Below are 20612 nucleotides of genomic sequence, written 5' to 3'. Positions count from 1 at the left end.
ATTATTGCTTGTAATTTTTCATCTATACTAAACTTAGTCACAGAAAAACTGCACCTCCAATGTTAGATGGTGTCTAACAAATGGGGTGCAGTTCACTCGCATGTGGTTTTCTTAGTCATATCTCAAGAGTGGGGTACATGTAGCTTTTAGATATTTACATTCCTAGTTTCTAGATAAAATCATTAGTCCAAATATTATAAATATCGTATAGTGCGTTAGTGTTACTATCTCCTTCTTGGATAAGGATAGCCTTGTTTGAAGTAATTTGAACAACATCCATTGATTTAGCTCTAAAACCGCCTAATATAGGGCGATTCACACTTACATATGATTTAGGTTTGAATAAAACCTCCCAATAAACGCCTCTATTATTCTCTCTAATTACCTCTCCAAAATATATAGCAATATCTAAAATAATAGAGAGTGACACCATGCTCATCTTACGAACAAGGATATAATTCTTTAGCCAATCCTTTGTACTCCTAAATTCTTCTTCTAATTCTTCAGCAGTTTTATCAACAATTTCAATTTTATTGTGAAACCATTCCCATATGTGAATTAGTGATTCAGGGCTTCGATTAAGATTCACTTGAGAGTGTTTTTTCAATATCTCTATTCGTTGAGGGATTTGAGAAATAAACCAATCAAAATGTTGCTGTGCTTCTTTCTTTGTTAATTTTGAATATTCCTCAATAACAAGCGGAGGTTGCATCAGTGGATACATTCAACTCATCTCCTTTATTTAAATACCTGTTCAATTACATATTTTATACCATTAGCATTTAAAAAGTTTATTACTGATTGATTTGGTCCTACTTGTCCTGTTACACCGCTTTTATAAAAATGCCAAACTGCACCATTTATTTCTCCCGTTCTTATTAACTCAGCATCCTTCAATATTTGATTTTTGACGAAAGCCGACAATGAAACAGCACCAACTTTACTTTCATGTGCTATACCACTATTATCCATAACATCTACAAATCTTCTTCCTAGTGTTGTCCTAAAAAATTTCTGGGTTTGAGTAGAACCCAGCGTACTTGCTAAGTATTGTTCCGCTGCCTTTCCTCCCATGAAACCCACTTCAACAGCTGATTCTCTAGTGAATAGCCTTCCAACTTTTGAGATCAGGGCTTTCCCTAGTGAACTTCCACTTTTTATTACAATTCCATCTACACCAGCACCAATAACAGTATCCATAATAAATTCTGATGTGTAGTCTTCTCTAGCATTGGCATCTGCCCTTATTGCTTCCGACAAGGTCAGAACCTCTCTAGGATTAGCTTTATCAATATATAATCTTCCATCTTTTAATTGTTGATTAGCCCATCTTGCTTGTGATAGGGAACCCTTTTCTAATAATCCCATCAAAAAATTGTATTGATTTTGACTATATTGATGGTCATTTCCACTCGGGTCACTATAAATCAGTGGATTATTAACCACATACGTATACAAATTCAAACTCAGCGGATTATCAATCTGCCCTTCATACGTATCCTCATTTAAAAACCGCCCGATACTCGGATCATAATACCTCGCTCGGAGATAGTAAAGCCCTGTCTCTTCGTCATACACCTCACCAGTGTATTTAAACGGATTTGATATCCCTTCAATTTGGCTGGTGATATTCCCCCATTCGTCATAAGTATAGCTGTTCATCGGATTTCCACTGGTGTCAACGATCTGCACCACATCGCCGTGCCCGTTGTAGAGGTAGTAGTAATCTTTACCTGCGGTTTTATCTTTCTTTACTAGTACTCGATCCCCTCGTACGTAGTTGGACTTTTGGATGATATTACTTCCACTAAGCTTCTCTTCCGTAATCACTTCACCATTAAAATTGTAGTTGTACTGGGTCTGATTATTTCCTGTTACTTTCTTGAACCGCAACCCATCTGCATAGTACGTGAAGTCTGTTTTGCTACTTCCTTTCGTCAGCGAAGTTAGCGTGTTCTGTAAGTCATAACTGTAGCTCGTATCCTGAAACAGATTTGTAGTGTCCTTGCTGCTCTCCAGCGTTAGGCGGTTTCCTTTCACATCATACGTGTACAAATCCTGATCGACCGACGAACCTCCACGTGCCGTCTTTATTAATCGGTTCAGTCCATCATATCCATAAGTGGTGGTTTGAGTGTTTCCATTTCGTGTTTCCGTCACGGAGGTAATATTTCCGTTATTGTCATACCCATAACTAAACGCCGACAGGACCTTCTCGTTCTTCTTATTGGTTACACTTCCCACCCAATTCAGCGCTTTATTGTAAGTGTATTCCGTGCGCAAGATACTACCATCTGTTAACGCTGGATATGTGATAGATTGAACCAGACCATTTGCATAATAGCGGTACTGGACATTGGTCGATACATCGCTATTTTGTGCTGCATTCCCGTTGGTTTGTACTTTATCTAGGCGGGTTCGATCATATTGATAATTCGTGTAAAAGCCAAGATATACATCGTTGATCTGTGTGATACGGTCAATACTATCAATGTTGTTCAAAATATTCGCGTAGTGATTGCCTACTTTTGAAAGATTTTCTCTTGTCCTTCCTAGAGGATCTACCGTCAATGATTTTGTTGATTCTTCAATTCCATTTTTAAACTGTTGTGTCACTCGCGTACGCAGGCCATTTCCACCAAAAATAGAGCGAATCTCCTGACTTTGAGCGACGTTATCGATCAGTCCATTCAATTGAACAGACATAAGTTGCTGACGCTCATCGTATTGATAGCCGTATTTGGTCCCGTTTCGGTCCGTTTTGCTCACAGCCAGACCCAGCGAGTTATACAGTATGCTCTCACTATTGGAGATAGCATCCTTCTTCTCGCTTAACTGTCCCAGTTCATTATAGACCTTGCTGTTTAGAACTTGGGAGGTTCCCCCTTTAGCTTGCACATTGACGTTTGTAATTTTCCCATTACCATCATAGCTATAACTCGTGGTTTGATTTAATGCATCCTTGACTGAAATGAGCCGTTTCAGCGGATCAAAACGATGGGTGATAGTAACTCCCTCGTCATTCACGTTCCTTTTCGGATCCGTATAAGCGATCATGTTACCCAAAATATCATACTTATAGGTTTCATTGATAGGCTGTGATTGATTCGGCCAATCTTTATAGGTAAGCTTAGAGAGCAGGTTTCCCCACTGATCATAGCTTTGTTCCGCATAATTCAGCTTCTCACCAGTATCCCCTGAAATTAGATAACTAGTGCTTTTTTTAAGCTTAGTATTACTATCTAAAACACTTTGATTTCCATAAGCATCAGTCATTCGATTTTGTTGATCCCAAGCATCATATCCAACCGTAATGAAATTCCCAGCGGCATCGACAGAATATACAGGACGTTGCCATTCATCATAGTGGTACTGAGTATTGGTATATTTCCCTTGGTTTTCATCATAGCGTTTTTCTAGCAACAATTGTCCTAAACCATTATAGTAGGTGATGCCATGGGTTTTTATTGTGCTCCCTGTAGATAGCTGAGTCAATGTCTTGATATCATCTACCGCAAGGGAACGAGTGCCCGCGTTGATTGCATCAAAATTAGTTGAAACTTGATTATCAGCATACTGATACTCCTGAGTTTCGTTGTACGCTTCTCCATTTAGGTTAGTAAAGGTTGGATAGGTAACTTTCTTCAGTCTTCCGATTCCATCGTATTCATAATAGGTTGTTTGGTTATTGCCATCACTACCAACACTTTCGCTCAGTACACGCCCCGTGCCCACATCATAAGCCATCTTCTTCAGCACAATTTGCTGACCACTCTGACCATTATTGAAAAACAACTCTTGGCTTGTGGGATAAGCGTACTTCGTTTCAGTTCCGTACGTGGTGGTCGTTTTGGAAAAGACCTTTCCTGCTGCAATCTTCTCTTCCGTTGCCTTCCACAATTTCCCTGTTCCATCCGAAGCCTTTTCATACGTATAACTACTAACTTCCCCCAATGCATTGACTGTGCTTTGCATTCTTCCTTGATCCGTATAACTGTAGTTCTCCACTTTGGGCGCAGGGTCAGCTTCATTTTGATACCATGCCTGCGAGGATAAGAAATGGAATCTGGGCTCATAGCTGTATCTGGTAGTATATTTCTCTTTTAAAGATGTATTCGCTCGCTGTGCTGGATTCAAAGGTGCAGTTTTCGCAATCACATACCCTTGATCGTCATATTCTATTTCTGTAAACAACTGATTGGGACTATTATCCCCGTCACTACTGTAATCCCGTTGCTCAATTGTCCTTGGAGTATATTTAAAATTGGGATGGAAATTTGAGTATAACTCACTCTTTCGTTCACCCGATTGGGGACCACTAAGTATTTTAGTTTCGATGGACTCTGTAATTCTCTGATTATTAAAAGTCGATGTTGTGCTTTTCAGCACTTGGCCTGTTTTATCTAAAGTATTAACTGAAGTAGAGAAACGGTATCCTGCTGGAAGATCAGGTCCAGGAGGAGGTTGTAAGAAGTACGCGGTATACTCTCCTTCATATGTATAACTTGTGCGATTTACTTTTTCTTCAGTAATACCACTCTTATTGATCACATCATATCTTTCTTTTACACGGTTTTCATCAATATATGATCTATCTTTCATAGAGTGTCTGGCGCTCTCATACAGGTAACTTGTCTCGGATGTATTATTATATTTTATATTGGTTAAAGGATACTCATATCTCCAGCCAGGGGAAGCTAAACCAATAGTATCAAAAAAATCAAAAAATAATTTTGAAGGTGAATATTCAAATGATGTTGTATCACCATTCTCTATTTCAATTTTCTTTAGTACCGGTGCATCTCCCCCAAAAAAAGTATTACCATTCTTTGTGTAAATGACCCTCTGGATCACTTGATTATTTTCATTAAAAAGAGTCAACGTAATGGTCTCATCTTTATAGCTATTTAAATTTGGATGAGAATAAGTAAAAGCGATCCTTCTACCCATTGAATCATGAATACTCTCAAGAAGACGATGAGATCCGATCCAAGAGTGTGCATCTTCTACATTTGCATAATTAAACTGAATTTCATTCCCGAATCGGTCAACAATTTTAGTCAACTCACCTTGAGAATTGTAATATTCCTGCTTTTTATCAGCATGTTCAACTACATAGGTTCTACTCCAATAATCATATTTAATTAAAATATCATCTTTCTGATAATTTTCTAATTTAAAAGTATAATAATCATTTCTTAGTTCCTTGGAATGATAGACCCCTCCCTCACCATCATGATAATAAAAAACGTCCATAGTATATTCGTCTTTTTCAATGGATGGAAATCGAAAGGACCAACCACGACCTAAATAGTATTTCTTATATGCATAATTATAATCAGATACAGCGTTATAAGCGTATCCTTCATCATAAAAATAATAAGGTGCTTTGCTTCACTACTTGTCTGGTTTGAGTTATAAATTACGCCAATATTAAGATCAAGTCCGTCTCTACCGGGAAGACTGATTTGGTTATCCTTCCACGAAAGCGATCCTGTAACCGGATCGATAGTCTCAGCAGTACCATAATGATCCGAGTATTGTTCCTTAAAGGTTTGATTGATTTGGGCCATCGTGTTGTCTTGAATAATGTCGCTTATGGTTGCACTCAATGTAGCGAAGGAAACCATTGCCTCCTTTCCCCCATTGTTTTCATCATTCTGTTCATAGACAGTGTCGGAAACGGTAGGCTTTATAGCAAATGGAGTTAAATTAGACCTCGGAAATTGAAGAGCTTCTTTTCCATATACGTCTTCCTTAACATTATTCTCTCTTGCCCGATCCACTGCCTCTTGGTCAAGCATTTTTTCTAGATCTAGTCAAGAAAGATTGTTAGCCTGCTTACGCGTTAACAGTTCTTTGGGTTGTATCTGATACAGATCCTGTAGAAGTGAAATTGCATAGATATCAATATACTCCGCACCCATTGAGAATAATTCCTTAACCTGATCTTTACTTAGTACAGGTTCCTTCTCCCCAAAATGAGCGGCATATTGCTCAGAAAATATTCTAATACTAGAATCTTCCATGATTTTCAGAGCCGGGGCAGAATTAACACGCACATCTTGTGCGTCTAACAATGAGGATTTGCTCGAAGAAAGTTCTCTAGTTTGAACAGGAGAAATTGGGCTTTTATTAAAACTATCCTCTCGATTATTTGATTCAGTAGGTGCAATGGTTGGGATCGGTTCAGGATAAGAAGTTTCGCGGGGATGTATTTTAACTGGAGTAGCCTCTTCATTCGTAACCAAACCTTGAGCCGATGAGATGTCGATCGGAAAATTACCTAGGATGACTGAAATAGATAATAGTAAGATTAATATTTTGCTCTTAAAAATGTTAGATTTCACAAGGTTCTCCTTAATAAGGATATAGTTTTTTAACGTTGAAATAAATGAATGGTTGTTCATCACCTACGATGAGATAACTTTAAACCCAGTTAATTGGAAATAGCCCCCCTATCATCCATGCCAAGTTTAGTCGCATAGACAAGTATGAATTTCGCCTCAACTGGACTTGTAAATTTAAAGGTCTTCTCTAATCCGTTATTCACATAGTTGGTATAAGATTGGTTAGGAATGCCACTCCAATTTATATCATTAGATAAAATATTTGGGAAATTCGAGAGTGCCTCTTGGTGTTAATCTGATACCGCCAACGGTCTCAATATTCTCTAAATTGAAGACAACCCACTCCGTACCTGACTCACTACTATTTCCCTGGCTTGAACAATTGGAAGAGGTGTTATTGTCTAATACATGACTGACAGGCCATCCTTTTAAATTCGACGAAGCCGCGATATTAGTAAGAATGGAATTAACTTCAATTAATTGAAAGAGATAATTTCCAACATCAACTTTACCAAGCTTTGTAGCATAAACCTGTATATACCTGGCTATAACAGAACTATCAAAAGTAAAGCGTTGAACCGATCCATTATTCACGTAATTAGTGTACGATTGATCAGGTATATCCAACTAAGTCATAGTATCATTACGGTACTGGATCTTGAAATCCTTTGGAAAACTTAAAGTTTGCCGCGGAGTCAAAGTAATTTCACTAATTAAATGATTATCACCAAAATCTATTGCAGCCCATTCTACAGCGTTCAAACTATAATGAATTCCACTGGACCAGACGGTCGATAAATTGTCATCACCCATTTTAAACGCCTCTCAATTACTTAATTGAGGTGAAGCAAATACTGGTTGATGTTTCGAATTTACCTTACTAAGATTATTTCCATTAGAATCATACCGAAAATAAGTAACATCTTGTGAAGACATGATATAGTTCAACCAGCTGGTTCCTTCCACATATTGATAATATGTAGAGTTATTTTTTAGAGCCTCGACTTTAATGGGTTCTGCATGTACATAATTACCTTCTAAATAAAAATATGAGCATCAATGTGAATATCGCTATACTTACTCTCACTATTACAAGTATCCTCTATTAATATAATCGTCTTACTTTTCTATGCACGCCCATTCTAGTCTACAATTCCCAAAACTTAATCAAATTACGATTGGGTTGATCTATAGAAGGACGTTTTATATCTACGTTTCCCATCATTTCCTCATCTAAAACTTCACTTAGTAACATACTCAAATCTGGCATTATCTACAACAACATTACCCATTGCTCCTGCACTTTTCGAGCGTAAAATAATGTAGACTCGGGCTGTTGTTGCAGTCCCAGGAATGCTCTCCCTAATATTCAAAGTCACATACTCCCCAGTGGCACTATTCTCTGTAATATGAGCCCCTACAATCCTGTTCTGGGTATCCATAAAATCAATATACAACTGCACACTGGATTCTTTTATTTCTTTTATTTGTACTTGCTGAATATAACTCTCCACCAGTCACATGTATTAATTGGCTTATTCCAGAAAATTGACCTTTTCCTAAGTTACTGTCCCACACTCGTTGCACCTGTCGCACTGTCTTTGGTCAGTTCGAATCTTGTATTTTGATTAACCTCCATATCCCATGAAGCAGCTTTAGCACTATTATTAAGATCCATATTTTCAAAGTTAGAGTTAAGAATTAAATTATTGCCTAACTGTTTATCTTGATAAAAAATTGTCGGATTCCATCTTGTCGCATCCCACCCAAAATCCCCATTCTGATTAACTACGAAATAAATGGCGTCCCCTTTATTTACATTTACAGTTAAGTTCAAGGCTACACCTATGGCATCGTTTCCTTGTATCGTCTGCCATCCAGACACAGGCCAGATTTGGGTATTATTCTTCATCACTTTTACACGTACACCGTCCCCTTCAAGATTCACAGGGTGCTTGGATACACTCCCCGCTACTCGAACAGATCCGCTTTGAGGCGCACTCCACTTTAGTGCCACGTCATTTCCGTCTGGATGCATCCACTCTTTGGTGATAAGATCCCAATTGTTTTTTCCCTTCCATCTTGAATTTGCAACATCCCATGTCATATCCTCATATTTTGTTCCATTCCATATTTGATAGTACCAGTTGTCTTTCCCTTGTTCTGATCCATAGGCTGAGGATGCTCTCTCAATATAACTAATTACTGGATTCCATTTTGTCGCATCCGACCCAATGTGTCCGTTCTGATTGACTATGAAATAAATAGAGTCTCCTTTATTTACATTTACATTTAAGTTCAGGGTTACACCTATAGCATCTTTCCCTTGTATTGTCTGCCATCCAGACGCTGGCCAGATTTGTGTATTATTTTTCATTACCTTTACACGCACACCGTCTCCTTCAAGGTTCACAGAGTGCTTGGATACATTCCCCGCTATGCGAACGGATCCACTCTGAGGCGCACTCCACTTTAGTGCCACGTCATTTCCGTCTGGATGCATCCACTCTTTAGTTATAAGATCCCAATCGTTTTTGCCCTTCCATCTTAAATTTGCAGCATCCCATGTCATATCTTCATATTTTGTCCCATTCCAGATTTGATAGTACCAATTGTCTTTCCCTTGTTCTGATCCATAGGCTGAAGAAGCTCTCTCAATATAACTAATTATTGGATTCCATCTTGTCGCATCTGATCCAATGTGTCCGTTCTGATTGACTATGAAATAAATGGCATCCCCTCCACTTACATTTACATCTAAGTTCAAGGTTACACCTACAGCATCATTTCCTTGTATTGTTTGCCATCCAGATACTGGCCAGATCTGTGTATTATTTTTCATTACCTTTACACGTACACCGTCTCCTTCAAGGTTCACAGGGTGCTTGGATACACTCCCCGTTATTCGAACAGATCCACTCTGAGGTGCACTCCACTTTAGTGCCACGTCATTTCCATCTGGATGCATCCACTCTTTGGTAATAAGATCCCAATCGTTTTTGCCCTTCCATCTTGAGTTTGTAGCATCCCATGTCATATCTTCGTATTTTGTTCCATTCCAAATTTGGTAGTACCAGTTGTCTTTCCCTTGTTCTGATCCATAGGAAGAGGAATAGTCAAAGAAAGGCTCTCCAAAGAATTTTGTAAGAAGATTTCCGTTTTTATCATACTCGTATTTAACTGTTTCTCCCGTAGAATTTTTTTGTTGTAACAATCTCCCATTCTGATCATAGGAATATGTACTCTCAGCAGAACTTATATTATTGGGTACCAGAATAAAGAATAAGGCTACAAACAAAGAAATATATTTAACTTCGAAATTTTTACGCTTTTTCATAGATTAACCCTCTTTCAATTAAGCACAATATTGTTTATTCACCTGATCACTACATCAAATAACGGAAATATTCTATAATATCTCATTTAATATAGCTCCCACATAAGAATAAACATACAAAATAGGTAAATAAATCAATAATTAGGATCGTCAGCAACTACATTCAAATTTACATCGTAGCTTTTCCACCCCCTCCATTACTGAAGGACGAACTGTAATAGAAACTGGAATTGTTGGAATGCGTTCAATCATTTCTTATAATCAGCATTAAAATTAAGCTATTCTAAAATCATAAGCCATCTTTGCGAAGTTGTACCATTGTATTCCCATAACTGTAGTGATTGCCCTTCAATTCCATTTCCACCAGGTACGTCCAGCGCTTTATTGCTGTTGGTATTCATCAAAGTGAATGAACCATCCTCATTTTTTTGCAATAACCAATGTTGAGAAGCTGTCCCATTATCTGACCATATCTGAATCGACGTACCATTTAAAGTTTTACCTCCTTCAGTTTCAAGTGCTTTACCACTGTTAGTATTGATTAATTTATACTTATTGTTGCCAAGATCGTATACATTCCATTTTTGAGAATTAGTATTGTTAATTTTCCATAATTGAACTTTGGTACCATCTGCAATGTTACCACCAGTCACATCCAAAGCCATCCCACTCCCTACGTGTATCAATTGAACTTGATATCCATTCGGGAGAACTGGTGTAATCCTCCATTTTTGAGCCTCAGTCCCATTATCCGTCCATATTTGTACCGGCGTTCCATCCTCAGTTCTTCCACCAAACACATCTAAAGCTTTATTGCTGTGTTTGTTAACCAATGTGTACACTCCCAAGCCATTATCCACACGTTTCCATTGTTGAGCTTCTGTTCCGTTGTCATCCCATAATTGTGTAGGTACGCCGTCTACTGTTCCACCGCCAGTTACATCAAGAACTTTCCCACTATTTATATTGATTAATTTGTAGGTTTCATTCGCTACTTTGCAGAATAACCATCTCTGTGCATCAGAGCCATTATCCGTGTTGATTTGCACCCTTGTTCCACTGGAGGTATGGCCTTTGAACGCTTCTAGAACCTTATTACTGTTCAAATTTATTAATTTATACTCCGATCCTTCACATATCAATTTTTTCTTAATAAGTAGATTCCCATTTTTGTCATACTGGTAGTTTATGTAATTCCCTTCAGAAACCTTTACTAAGGCTAGTTGTCCTGAATCTGTATAAGTATATTTCATAGACAACGCTAGAGAAGGATAAATCATCGTCAGTAACGTTAAAGCAATTATTGGGATTATGTACTTTTTTTTAAGATTTTGAATTCTCATTAGTATTCCTTTTCTCAAAATAATCTCTCCTTTAGTTATTCTGATTACTAAATTCATTAAATATGTTTACATATCTCCCAATAGATTAGAATTAATTGGCTCATTATCGTACAATTATATAAATTGAGCTTAAATATATTTGTAAATCCATAAAAACCATTTTTGTTGTATATAAGCATAGTAATACGGCCATCTGTATGAAGGATATATTTTAATCGCCCAGCCAAATCATATAAATAAAGGATTTGATTAGGCTTGTCTTGTATCCAATTCTCTGAGTTAGATAACGGTTTTACCCAAACATGGTCTACATCAAGATATGCTTGTTCTTTCCCCCTACTGCCAAGCGGATTCTAATATAACTGGTATTCCATTTTGGAATCACTAAATTAGAATGACAATGCCACTCCCATCCCCGCTATTGATGTTTCTTCCACTTTGTGAAATTAATTTCCCATCAAGGTCAAACTCAATGATATTGAACTCTGCTGAACCTATAGGTAAGGTATATCTCATAAAGGCACTAATGTCGTATTTCTGTCCTGAAGTAACAGGAATCGGATCTGATAACGTATATGCATACGCTTTTTCATCTCTTACTCCATTGTATAACCGTAAATGATATGCTCCATCGATTGGTTCATAGCCACGGATAGATACTCCCCCTTCTTTACTATCGCCATTTATCCAACTACTTCCCCAAAATTCAGCGGGTTCATTTGGGTTCAGATTATTTTCAAAACTTCCGTTAGTATCAATAGAAGTCACAGCTACTTCGTCAACATCTAAATATGCCCCTCTTCTCCCCCTACTTCAAAACGAATTTCGTATAATTCCCCTTTGGTTACCTTAATTGGGGATGATAATATGTATATGTAAGATTTCAGATCTCCTGTTCCACTATATAACCTTAAATGATTATTTCCACTAACTGGGATCAAAACTTTGGATTGATGCTATGTAACCAAGGCTTGCTCCATTTCTCCATATTAAACAAGTGTTATTAATTTCCTCACTAATTCAGCACTCTCACTTCTAATAGGTTTGACATCTGAGTTATATTCCTATTGGCATCTAGTCCTTCACTCAGCTAAATGCTTTCAATTTAATATAACACCTCCTTTTCAGATAGTTATAACGTTAATCGAGCGCTCTTCCTACAATTTACATGAAATACATTGAAACACCTTTGAAATAATATCCTATTTTCCAACATCTATATATAGCGAAAGTTGTCGAAATTAAATTTATTCCTAACTACTTAATAGCCAACTTTCCCAAAACAAAGCCACCCCCATAGTCATCTAGCCAACTACAGGGGCAGCCCCAGTTTCACGTCTTATATTTTCATAAAATAATTCTACAAATCCGGATGCTCATGCTTCGCTTTAAGCCGGCTCCAGCGGCGCTGGACTTCGTCCTCGAAGCTGTGCAGGGCGGGCTCGTTCTCCGGCTTCAGGAGATGGCGGGTTTTGCCCATGGTCTTGAGCCAGTCGGTGAGCGGTAAGCGCTTATTCTTATCCTCCGGATTGTACGTAATATTCGTAATCCCGTGCTCCACTTCGTAGAGCGGGAAGAAGCAGGATTCCACGGCCAGGGACACAATGTTCGTGCCTTCCTTGTCGTCGGACATCCAGTTGAGCGGGCAGGCGATCAGGATTTTGCCGTAGACCAGGCCTTCGTTCTGAGCGTACCACTGGGCCTTGGCTGCTTTTTTCACTAAATCCTGCGGATAGGCTTCAGATCCTGTGAACACATATGGAATATTGGTCGCCGCCATAATTTGCGCAGTATCCTTATGCTGTGTAACCTTGCCTTGCTGGTTCTTGCCGATGCTTGAAGTCGAGGTGCGATGACCTAGCGGCGTGGAGTAGGATTGCTGCGCGCCTGTGTTCATGTAGCCTTCGTTGTCGTACTCTACAATAATCATCTTATGTCCGCGCAGTGCCGCACCGATAGCAGGTCCCATCCCAATATCCATGCCACCGTCGCCGGTGACCATCACAAAGGTAAAGTCATCCTTCAGGCCAAGGCCATCCAGTTCCCCGCGGCGTTTGCGTTCCCAGAACATCTCCACGACACCGGACAGCGTCGCTGCACCATTCTGAAACAAGTTATGGATGAACGTCGATTTATGCGCTGAATATGGATACCCTGTTGTAGTAACCATTGCACAGCCAGTATGATACAGAGCTACAATATCGCCTTCGATGCCTTTGAAAAAGGTCTCTAGTCCCGAGAAAATCCCACAGCCTGGACACGCCCCATGGCCTGGAGCCAGGCGTTTTGGCTTCTTCGTCAAGTTGCGTAGCGGCGGAATCCGCACACTTAGCTTGCCTGTTGCTTCATCCTGTTTTACCGTAATAAGCCCGGTCTTTAGTGCGTCGAAATCCATCGGCTTCAGTAGTCGCTGCGGCGCCTTCTCCGGCGCACCCGGATTGTGACCATAATAGTCAAACGGCACTTCCACCCGATCTGCCGCTACGGCATCCAGGGCCAGCTTGAAGAAGCTGTGTCCATCCTCTGCATAAAAATCCTTGCCACCCAAGCCATAAATACGGCTGATGACTTTGGTCGTTGTGTTGCCATATGTGAACAGCGCAGCCTTGATCTCGTTCACCATATTGCCGCCATGTCCGCCGACAGAATCCGCACGATCGCCGACGGTGATAGCCTTCACATGCTTCAGTGCTTCCGCAATCTGTTTCTGCGGGAAGGGGCGGATCATATTCGGCGAGATCGCTCCAGCCTTAATCCCTTGCAGGCGAAGCTGGTCCACGACATCCTTGATGATCTCTGAAGCGGAATTCATCAGGAACACCGCCACTTCGGCGTCTTCCATCCGGTATTCTTCAATCATCGGGTAATGACGTCCGGTCAGCTCGCCGAATTCCTTGGCGATTTCTTCGAAGACTTCCCCGGCATTATACATAGCCACTGACTGCTGGTAACGGTTGTTGATGTAGTCGGGTTCGTTCATGTAAGGACCGACGGTGACTGGATTGTTGCGGTCAAGGGTATCGGTGAAGCCCGCTGGTGGCTGCTCGCCTACGAAGTTATGCACATCGCTACGGTGGGCAAAAGCCTGCACACGACGCTTCTGGTGAGAAGTAAAATAACCGTCCGACGCCACCATCACTGGAAGCCGGACTTTAGCATGCTCCGCCAGCTTCAGTGCCATCAGGTTCATGTCGTAGACAGACTGCGGATCACGGCACATCAGAATCGGCCAGCCTGTATTCAGGGCAAAATACAAGTCTGAGTGGTCGCCGTGAATGTTTAGTGGCCCGGAAATAGAGCGACAGATCAGGTTCATGACCATTGGCATCCGGGTACCGGCTTGAACCGGCATTTGCTCCAGCATAAACATATAGCCTTGGGCACTCGTTGCGTTAAACACCCGGCCACCCGCGGTTGAAGCCCCGTAGCAGATCCCAGCTGAGCTATGTTCACCATCTGAAGGAATCAGCAGGATATCATGTTGTCCGCTGGCTTTCATCGTGTCAAGAAACTGAGCGACCTCCGTAGATGGCGAGATAGGGAAATAGCCCATGACATGATAATTGATCTGATGGGCGGCATAGGCAGCCATTTCATTGCCGGATTCATATAGGAATTTCTGCTCCACCTTAGTAGAGCTTAGTTCTTTTTCATAGTCGATTGCCATGTGTATTCCACCTTTCCTTCTAAGTTTAAGCTTGGGTGACGAGATCCAAATGCTGACGGACCGAATGACTCTCTGCGTAACCCTCTTCCTCCCGTTCACCAGACAAAGCGGTGGTAGGACAGGCTTCGACGCATTTCAGGCAACCCTTGCAGTATTGATAATCGATCCCCTGCAGGAACATCTGCGGACGTCCCTTCTTATCCGGCAATTCATCCCATACGAAGCATAAATCGGGACAGACGGTGTCACACTGAGCACAGTGAATACAGTCCTCCGCTTTAAAGTGAGGCAAATGCCCGGAACGGGAGATGCTGAGATCCTTCAAAAAAGTACTGCCCGCATTGATGATTGTGCCCCCGATGGTTTGAGTATCGTATCCCAGGGCCGAAATGTCGGAACGGACGAACTGAGGCATCTCTGCACCTTCCGGCAGTGGGAAATGCATAAACTTCACTTCATTAAAGCCACGCTCAAACGTTATGATTGCCGAGTGCACGGCTTGCGGATATTTTTTGCCTAATGATTTCTCAATGACGTCTTTCATAATCTCCGGGTCCAGAAAATCACACATCCGGAACAGCGCGCCCAGCATCGCCATATTCACACGATTCTTCTCGTCCAGCGCAATGCTGGTCGCATCTACTACAGCAATAGTTCCTGCCATCATATTCATGGATGACTTCAGTTCTTCCGGCGACTTGGCCGAGTTGACCAGCACCGTGCTATGCTCATAAATTCCGCTTGTAACGTTAATGGTCTTCGCCAGCGCTTCATGAAAAACACCGACAACATGGGGACGCTCCACAGGGGAAGTATCACGGATGGGCGTATTCAGATCACAGAAACGAATGTGTGCTTTTACGGGAGAGCCTTTTTTCTCCGAACCATAGGATGAGAAGCTCACCCCATTCATTCCGGCCCCGACAACACCTGCTTCAGCGAGCATTTTACCAGCTAGATTCGCTCCCAGGCCTCCAATAGACTCCAGACGAATCTCAAAAAAACCGAGGTCGTTTACTTTAGGTAACTGTACCACCGACATAACCCCTTTCAAGGTTCTCATAAGAATAGTATCCTTTTGACTGTTTCAAAGATTATAACTTGATTCCATTTGCCGCGAAGTGACAAATCTTGCATTTTTCCATGGTTTGGAAATTTTAATGTGAACCGTATCTGTCATCCTTACTTTAGCAACAATATTAAAAATTAAGATGTTAAATTCATCACATAATGGATGATAAAAATCACAGTGATGCGTACCATAGGGTTGCCCAGTGTGACAATTTTCTGTTAGCAAAACCTGCCCAAACGTGTGATTTGTACTTTTCAAGGAAAGAGATTCAGGATACACTATAATCTTGCTGCAAATATTGTATAGAGGGTTGGGTGCATGGATCGTGAAGTCAAATGAAGCCGAATTACAGAAAAAATTGCTGCCAAGGCATATCAGCTTTATGGCCATGGGTGGTGTAATCGGCACGGGGATTTTCAAAGGGAGTTCCGAGACCATCGGTATTGCCGGGCCGGGAATTGTTTTGTCCTACGCCTTAGGGGGGCTGCTCCTGCTAGTGGTCATGGGTGCGATTGCTGAGATGGCTACCGTCTACCCGAACAGAAATATGAAGGATTTTATCCGCGAGGCGTTTGGAGAACGGCTTTCTTTCATCGTGGGCTGGATGTACTGCTTCATGTGGCTGACGGTTTGCGTCATTGAGATACTGGCTGCAGGAAGCTTCCTGCAATATTGGCTGCCTGATGTACCGCTGTGGCTGCTCAGTCTAGCAAGCGGGGCTTTGATTATTGGTATTAACATGATGAGTGTCGGTGGTTATGGAGAAGCGGAGTTCTGGCTGGCCGGCATCAAAATCGCAATGATCCTGATCTTCATCATTCTCGGCGGCGCGCTGGTGTTCGGGCTTCTGCCTATGGCGGAAGGTGCTCCTTATCTGCATAACTTTACGGATTATGGCGGATTTCTGCCGAATGGCTGGACCTCGATTTTCTCCGCGCTGCTCGTTGTAATGTTCGCCTACGGCGGTTCTGAGCTGATCGGACTGACATTGACCGAAACGAAGGATGCGGAAAAAGTACTGCCCAAGGTGGTCAAAAATCTTATTCTGCGTGTGGTACTGTTCTATACCCTGCCGATCCTGGTGATCTGCGGTCTTATGCCATGGAATCAGCTGAACGATCAGACAAGTCCCTTTGTGCAGGTGCTGGCCTCCACGGGTCTGAAAGGTTCCGCTCATGTGATGAACTTTATCCTGATCACCGCCGTACTGTCAGCGGCCAATTCAGGAATTTACGGAGCGACCCGGATGCTGCATTCCATGGCTTCCCAAGGAGAAGCACCGAAAGCTCTGGCGCGTACCACCTCGCGAGGCGTACCGCTGAACAGCCTAAAACTTTGCGCCGCTGTACTTGGAATCGGTTCGATGCTTGCTTATTTTGCACAGGACAGATTATTCGCCTTGCTGATGGCCGTTCCAGGCTTTGTGGTGCTATTAGTATGGATCTCGATCACTCTAGCCCAGCTCAAACTGCGCAGAAAATATCCTCAGGAGCCTAGCTTTAAAGTGTGGGGGTTCCCGTATATCACCACCCTGACGGTTACCTGCCTGATCGTGATTGCGAGTATGTTTCTGTTTGATACGAAGAATCGTATCAGCATCGGCGCTTGTCTGGCGTTCCTAGTGTTCTTGATCGTCTGGTCTTTCGTGAAATTCAAAAAAAGAACATAGTATATTGAAAAACAAAAACAGAGCAGTGGCTATCCCTTGTTGGGGGAATCGTTGCTCTGTTTTTGTGTTTGATTTTTTCCAACTGACGAAAGCCTCCTGCGCGATGTCTTTGCCAGCTTCCTACGGTGCTCGCTCCGATAATCACAATGATCTCAACAACTAGAAAAGGGGCTGTCCCTCAGCCATAAAAATGGCTATCGGGACAACCCCATAGTACCTTATTCCATATCCGCCTGCATATGCTCAGCGATCAACTGCTGCTTGCGGCTCCATACCTGCTGGCTGAGATTTACCCGATAGACCTCGGGGTTCAGCTTGCGTAGATATTCCGGCCAGAACAGATCCAGTTGCTCCCGGTGATACCGGCGGATTTCTTCCAGATCAGGCAGCTTATACACCTGGAAGCCATTCACAAAAATCGGCTCCAGCATCGGCAGCGCCTCATAGCGGTCCACATGTTTCTTCATATAAGGATGCAGCGGATTGAACAACTTCAGGCGTGCTCCGTTCCGCGGAATTTCCTCTTCAGGGAAGCTGATATAATCGGCCAATGCTTTACCGTTCGTCCCGATAATACGGAACACGTCCTTCTTGCCCGGTGTGGAGACCTTCTCGGGATTGGAGGAGATTTTGATCGTCGGGATCATCTCCCCGCTCGCCGATTCGATCTCCACCAGCTTGTAGACCCCACCCAGTGAAGGCTGGTCGGAGGCAGTAATCAGTTGAGTACCGACTCCCCAGGTATCGATCTCCGCACCTTGGGACTTCAAGTTCATGATCGTATTTTCATCGAGATCATTGGAAGCGACAATCTTCACATATGGTAAACCGGCATCATCCAGCATCTTGCGGGCTTGCCGGGATAGATATGCTAAGTCACCACTGTCCAGACGAATCGCGTTCATCCGTTTGCCCTGAGATTCCAGCATCTTGGCCGTATTTATAGCATTTGGCACCCCACTGCGCAAGGTATCGAAGGTATCTACCAGCAGTGTAACCCCATCAGGCATGACCTTCGCGTATGCATCGAAAGCCTCCTGCTCGCTACCAAAGCTCTGCACCCAGGAATGGGCATGCGTCCCCTTCGTGGGAATACCGAATAGCTTACCGGCCAGCATATTAGAAGTGGCATCAAAGCCCGCGACATAAGCCGCCCGGGCACCCCAGACTGCAGCATCCGCTTCCTGGGCCCGCCGCGTGCCGAACTCCAGCAAGATGTCGTCAGGAGCAACCTGTTTGATGCGCGATGCCTTGGTGGCGATCAGCGTCTGGTAGTTCATAAAGTTCAATATGGCCGTTTCTACCAGTTGAGTCTCCATGATCGTCCCTTCGACCCGTAGCAGCGGCTCGTCAGGAAAGACAAGCGCGCCTTCTTTCATCGAATGGATCGTGCCCTGAAAATGAAATTGCAATAGCTCCTCCAGAAAAGCAGGCGCGTAGTTCTCCTCCTGCTCCGACAGATAACGGATATCTTCCTCCGTGAAGCGCAGTCCGGCGATATAGCCGGCAATACGCTCCAGTCCTGCAAATACGGCAAAGCCGTTTCCAAACGGCAGTTTGCGGAAATAGGCTTCGAATACCGCTTTGCGCTTATGACTTCCGTTGACCCAGTGGGCATACATCATATTGATTTGGTACTTATCCGTATGAAGGGCAAGTTCTCTTCTCAAATCCTCATCTCCTAGTCTCGCTGCTGTTCTATTCTCCGTTGACAACCTTTGCCCCGAGACTTCCTGTAAAGTGGCCCAGTGCCCAGGCATGGCCTGCTGCATTGAAGCTGGCGACCCCATCCTCGTGCACAACGATCTTAAAGCCTTTATTATACGCATCTACTGCTGTATGCAATACACAAATATCTGTGCATACCCCAATCAAATGGAGCTCGGTAATCCCGCGTTCCCGCAACTTATGCTCCAGGTTCGTGCCACTGAATGAACTATAGCGCGTTTTGTCCATCCAATAGATAGACTCCTTGTTGTCCTCATACACCTGTTTTAGCTTGCCATACAATTCACGTCCTCTGCTTCCACGCAGGTTATGCGGCGGGAACAGCTTGGACTCGGGATGATACTCATCATTCTCGTCATGAAGGTCCACAGCCATGACCACATAGTCGCCGTTCTTTACAAACTCTTCTGTTAACTGACTAATTCTTGGCGCGATATCAATTGCCGGCTGACCTACTGGCAGACTGCCATCCACAAAATCATTCGTGAAATCAATCACGATTAATCCCCTCATGAGTATTACCCCCTTGTTTATTGTAAGACACCAGTTACATCAGGATCAGGTATAGATAGACAATAACGGCTCATGGTCAGTAAACATATACAGTTGAGCCGGACGCTGCGAATATTGATTGGAACTCAGCGAATTGCCCTCTTCATCCCTAACCTCCTGGAGAATTCCCTGGCGGCTACGGGTTGATGTTATTTTACGGATAAAATTGGGCTCCTTGAACTCAGGCACCACAGTTTGAATAACCTGATACAGTTCACTCAGTGTGAAGTGCCGCGGCAGAAACTGCCTTGCAATGGTAGTCTGCAGCATTTGCTGCTGAATCCGCAAGTAGGCATCCGTAATAATGTCATGGTGGTCAAAAGCCAGCTCCAGCTCTTCCAGTGCTTCTTGCAGTGTGAAAAGCCCTACTTCACCGGCATCGTCGGAGGCTTGTCTTTGCTCCAGCATCCACTCCTCCACCAAAGCGAAGAAGGCATGGCTGATGATCCAGCCGCGCGGATCACGGCCCGGTGTGCTGTACACGCCTAAGTACTCCAGATGTCCGCCGTCCACGCCGGTTTCTTCCTTGAGCTCGCGTGTTGCAGCCGCATATATGGATTCATCCTCTTGGCAGAAGCCGCCCGGCAGCGCCCACATCCCGGCACACGGCCACTTTTTCCGCCTAATCAGCATGACTTTTAATTCACGTAGGGGAAGGGTCTTCGTCACGGTCTTCCGCTCGCGCTTCGTCAATGTAAACATCACAATGTCGGCCGGAACACCGTCCGGAGTGCGGTATTTTTTGGCGTTATAGGTTTGTTCCCCGTTCTCGCTCACGATATATCCATCCTTTGCCGCAGCTTTTTTGCTGTTCGTATCTTTTAATGTACCAAACCTTCAGTTCGAAAAGCAATGCTTCATATCAAAAACGGGACGGATTCTCATCCGCCCCGT

Annotated in this window: 16 protein-coding genes; 1 reads left to right on the top strand and 15 read right to left on the bottom strand. The window is 42.8% G+C overall.

Translation table 11 applies throughout. The features are described 5' to 3' along the window. Positions 1-169 precede the first annotated feature (169 nt). From ACFVRY_RS27450 to ACFVRY_RS27395, 12 genes are all read right to left on the bottom strand, one after another. On the bottom strand, positions 170-724 hold the full coding sequence (locus ACFVRY_RS27450) for an RNA-binding protein (RefSeq protein WP_387503477.1): 555 nt from the start codon (positions 722-724) through the stop codon (positions 170-172). 14 nt (positions 725-738) lie between these two features. Then, positions 739-5256: an RHS repeat domain-containing protein gene (locus tag ACFVRY_RS27445; RefSeq protein ID WP_387503476.1), complete on the bottom strand. Its 4518-nt coding sequence runs from the start codon at positions 5254-5256 to the stop codon at positions 739-741. 50 nt (positions 5257-5306) lie between these two features. Further along, positions 5307-5804 carry a hypothetical protein gene (locus tag ACFVRY_RS27440; RefSeq protein ID WP_387503475.1) on the bottom strand — a complete coding sequence of 166 codons (498 nt, stop codon included), beginning with the start codon at positions 5802-5804 and terminating at the stop codon, positions 5307-5309. Positions 5805-5819: 15 nt separating this feature from the next. Then, positions 5820-6350, bottom strand: coding sequence for a hypothetical protein (locus tag ACFVRY_RS27435; protein ID WP_387503474.1), 531 nt, complete (start codon positions 6348-6350; stop codon positions 5820-5822). A 249-nt stretch (positions 6351-6599) separates the two neighbouring features. After that, positions 6600-6944, bottom strand: coding sequence for a discoidin domain-containing protein (locus ACFVRY_RS27430; protein WP_387503473.1), 345 nt, complete (start codon positions 6942-6944; stop codon positions 6600-6602). Positions 6945-6977: 33 nt separating this feature from the next. Beyond that, on the bottom strand, positions 6978-7163 hold the full coding sequence (locus ACFVRY_RS27425) for a discoidin domain-containing protein (RefSeq protein ID WP_387503472.1): 186 nt from the start codon (positions 7161-7163) through the stop codon (positions 6978-6980). Between the two features lie 428 nt (positions 7164-7591). Then, the gene (locus tag ACFVRY_RS27420) at positions 7592-7864 is read right to left on the bottom strand and encodes a hypothetical protein (protein ID WP_387503471.1); all 273 of its coding nucleotides are present in this window, start codon (positions 7862-7864) and stop codon (positions 7592-7594) included. A 50-nt stretch (positions 7865-7914) separates the two neighbouring features. Beyond that, positions 7915-9687 (bottom strand): RHS repeat domain-containing protein, encoded by a 1773-nt coding sequence (locus ACFVRY_RS27415; RefSeq protein WP_387503470.1) that lies wholly within the window; start codon positions 9685-9687, stop codon positions 7915-7917. Between the two features lie 278 nt (positions 9688-9965). Next, positions 9966-11048 (bottom strand): RICIN domain-containing protein, encoded by a 1083-nt coding sequence (locus tag ACFVRY_RS27410; RefSeq protein ID WP_387503469.1) that lies wholly within the window; start codon positions 11046-11048, stop codon positions 9966-9968. 366 nt (positions 11049-11414) lie between these two features. Continuing rightward, on the bottom strand, positions 11415-11798 hold the full coding sequence (locus ACFVRY_RS27405) for a hypothetical protein (protein ID WP_387503468.1): 384 nt from the start codon (positions 11796-11798) through the stop codon (positions 11415-11417). 592 nt (positions 11799-12390) lie between these two features. Further along, complete coding sequence (locus tag ACFVRY_RS27400) at positions 12391-14697, bottom strand: thiamine pyrophosphate-dependent enzyme (RefSeq protein ID WP_387503467.1); 2307 nt, start codon at positions 14695-14697, stop codon at positions 12391-12393. A gap of 25 nt (positions 14698-14722) precedes the next feature. Then, entirely contained in the window at positions 14723-15733 is a 1011-nt protein-coding gene (locus tag ACFVRY_RS27395) for a 2-oxoacid:acceptor oxidoreductase family protein (RefSeq protein ID WP_387503482.1), read from the bottom strand. A 361-nt stretch (positions 15734-16094) separates the two neighbouring features. On the opposite strand from ACFVRY_RS27395, the gene ACFVRY_RS27390 reads away from it, so the two are divergent. Then, entirely contained in the window at positions 16095-17438 is a 1344-nt protein-coding gene (locus tag ACFVRY_RS27390) for an amino acid permease (RefSeq protein WP_387503466.1), read from the top strand. 218 nt (positions 17439-17656) lie between these two features. Here the strand turns inward: ACFVRY_RS27390 and ACFVRY_RS27385 are convergent, their stop codons facing one another. Genes ACFVRY_RS27385 through ACFVRY_RS27375 form a run of 3 tightly spaced genes read right to left on the bottom strand, consistent with a single transcriptional unit; the run spans position 17657 to position 20495 of the window. Next, entirely contained in the window at positions 17657-19108 is a 1452-nt protein-coding gene (locus ACFVRY_RS27385) for a nicotinate phosphoribosyltransferase (protein ID WP_387503465.1), read from the bottom strand. A 28-nt stretch (positions 19109-19136) separates the two neighbouring features. Beyond that, positions 19137-19679: a cysteine hydrolase family protein gene (locus ACFVRY_RS27380; protein ID WP_387503464.1), complete on the bottom strand. Its 543-nt coding sequence runs from the start codon at positions 19677-19679 to the stop codon at positions 19137-19139. A 45-nt stretch (positions 19680-19724) separates the two neighbouring features. Continuing rightward, on the bottom strand, positions 19725-20495 hold the full coding sequence (locus ACFVRY_RS27375) for an NUDIX domain-containing protein (RefSeq protein WP_387503463.1): 771 nt from the start codon (positions 20493-20495) through the stop codon (positions 19725-19727). Between the last annotated feature and the right edge of the window lie 117 nt (positions 20496-20612).

It is taken from the genome of Paenibacillus sp. NPDC057934, from assembly GCF_042887565.1.
Classification (GTDB): Bacteria; Bacillota; Bacilli; order Paenibacillales; family Paenibacillaceae; genus Paenibacillus_AQ.
Note: the sequence above shows the minus strand (reverse complement) of the source record. Positions and strands in the feature narration are given on the sequence as shown.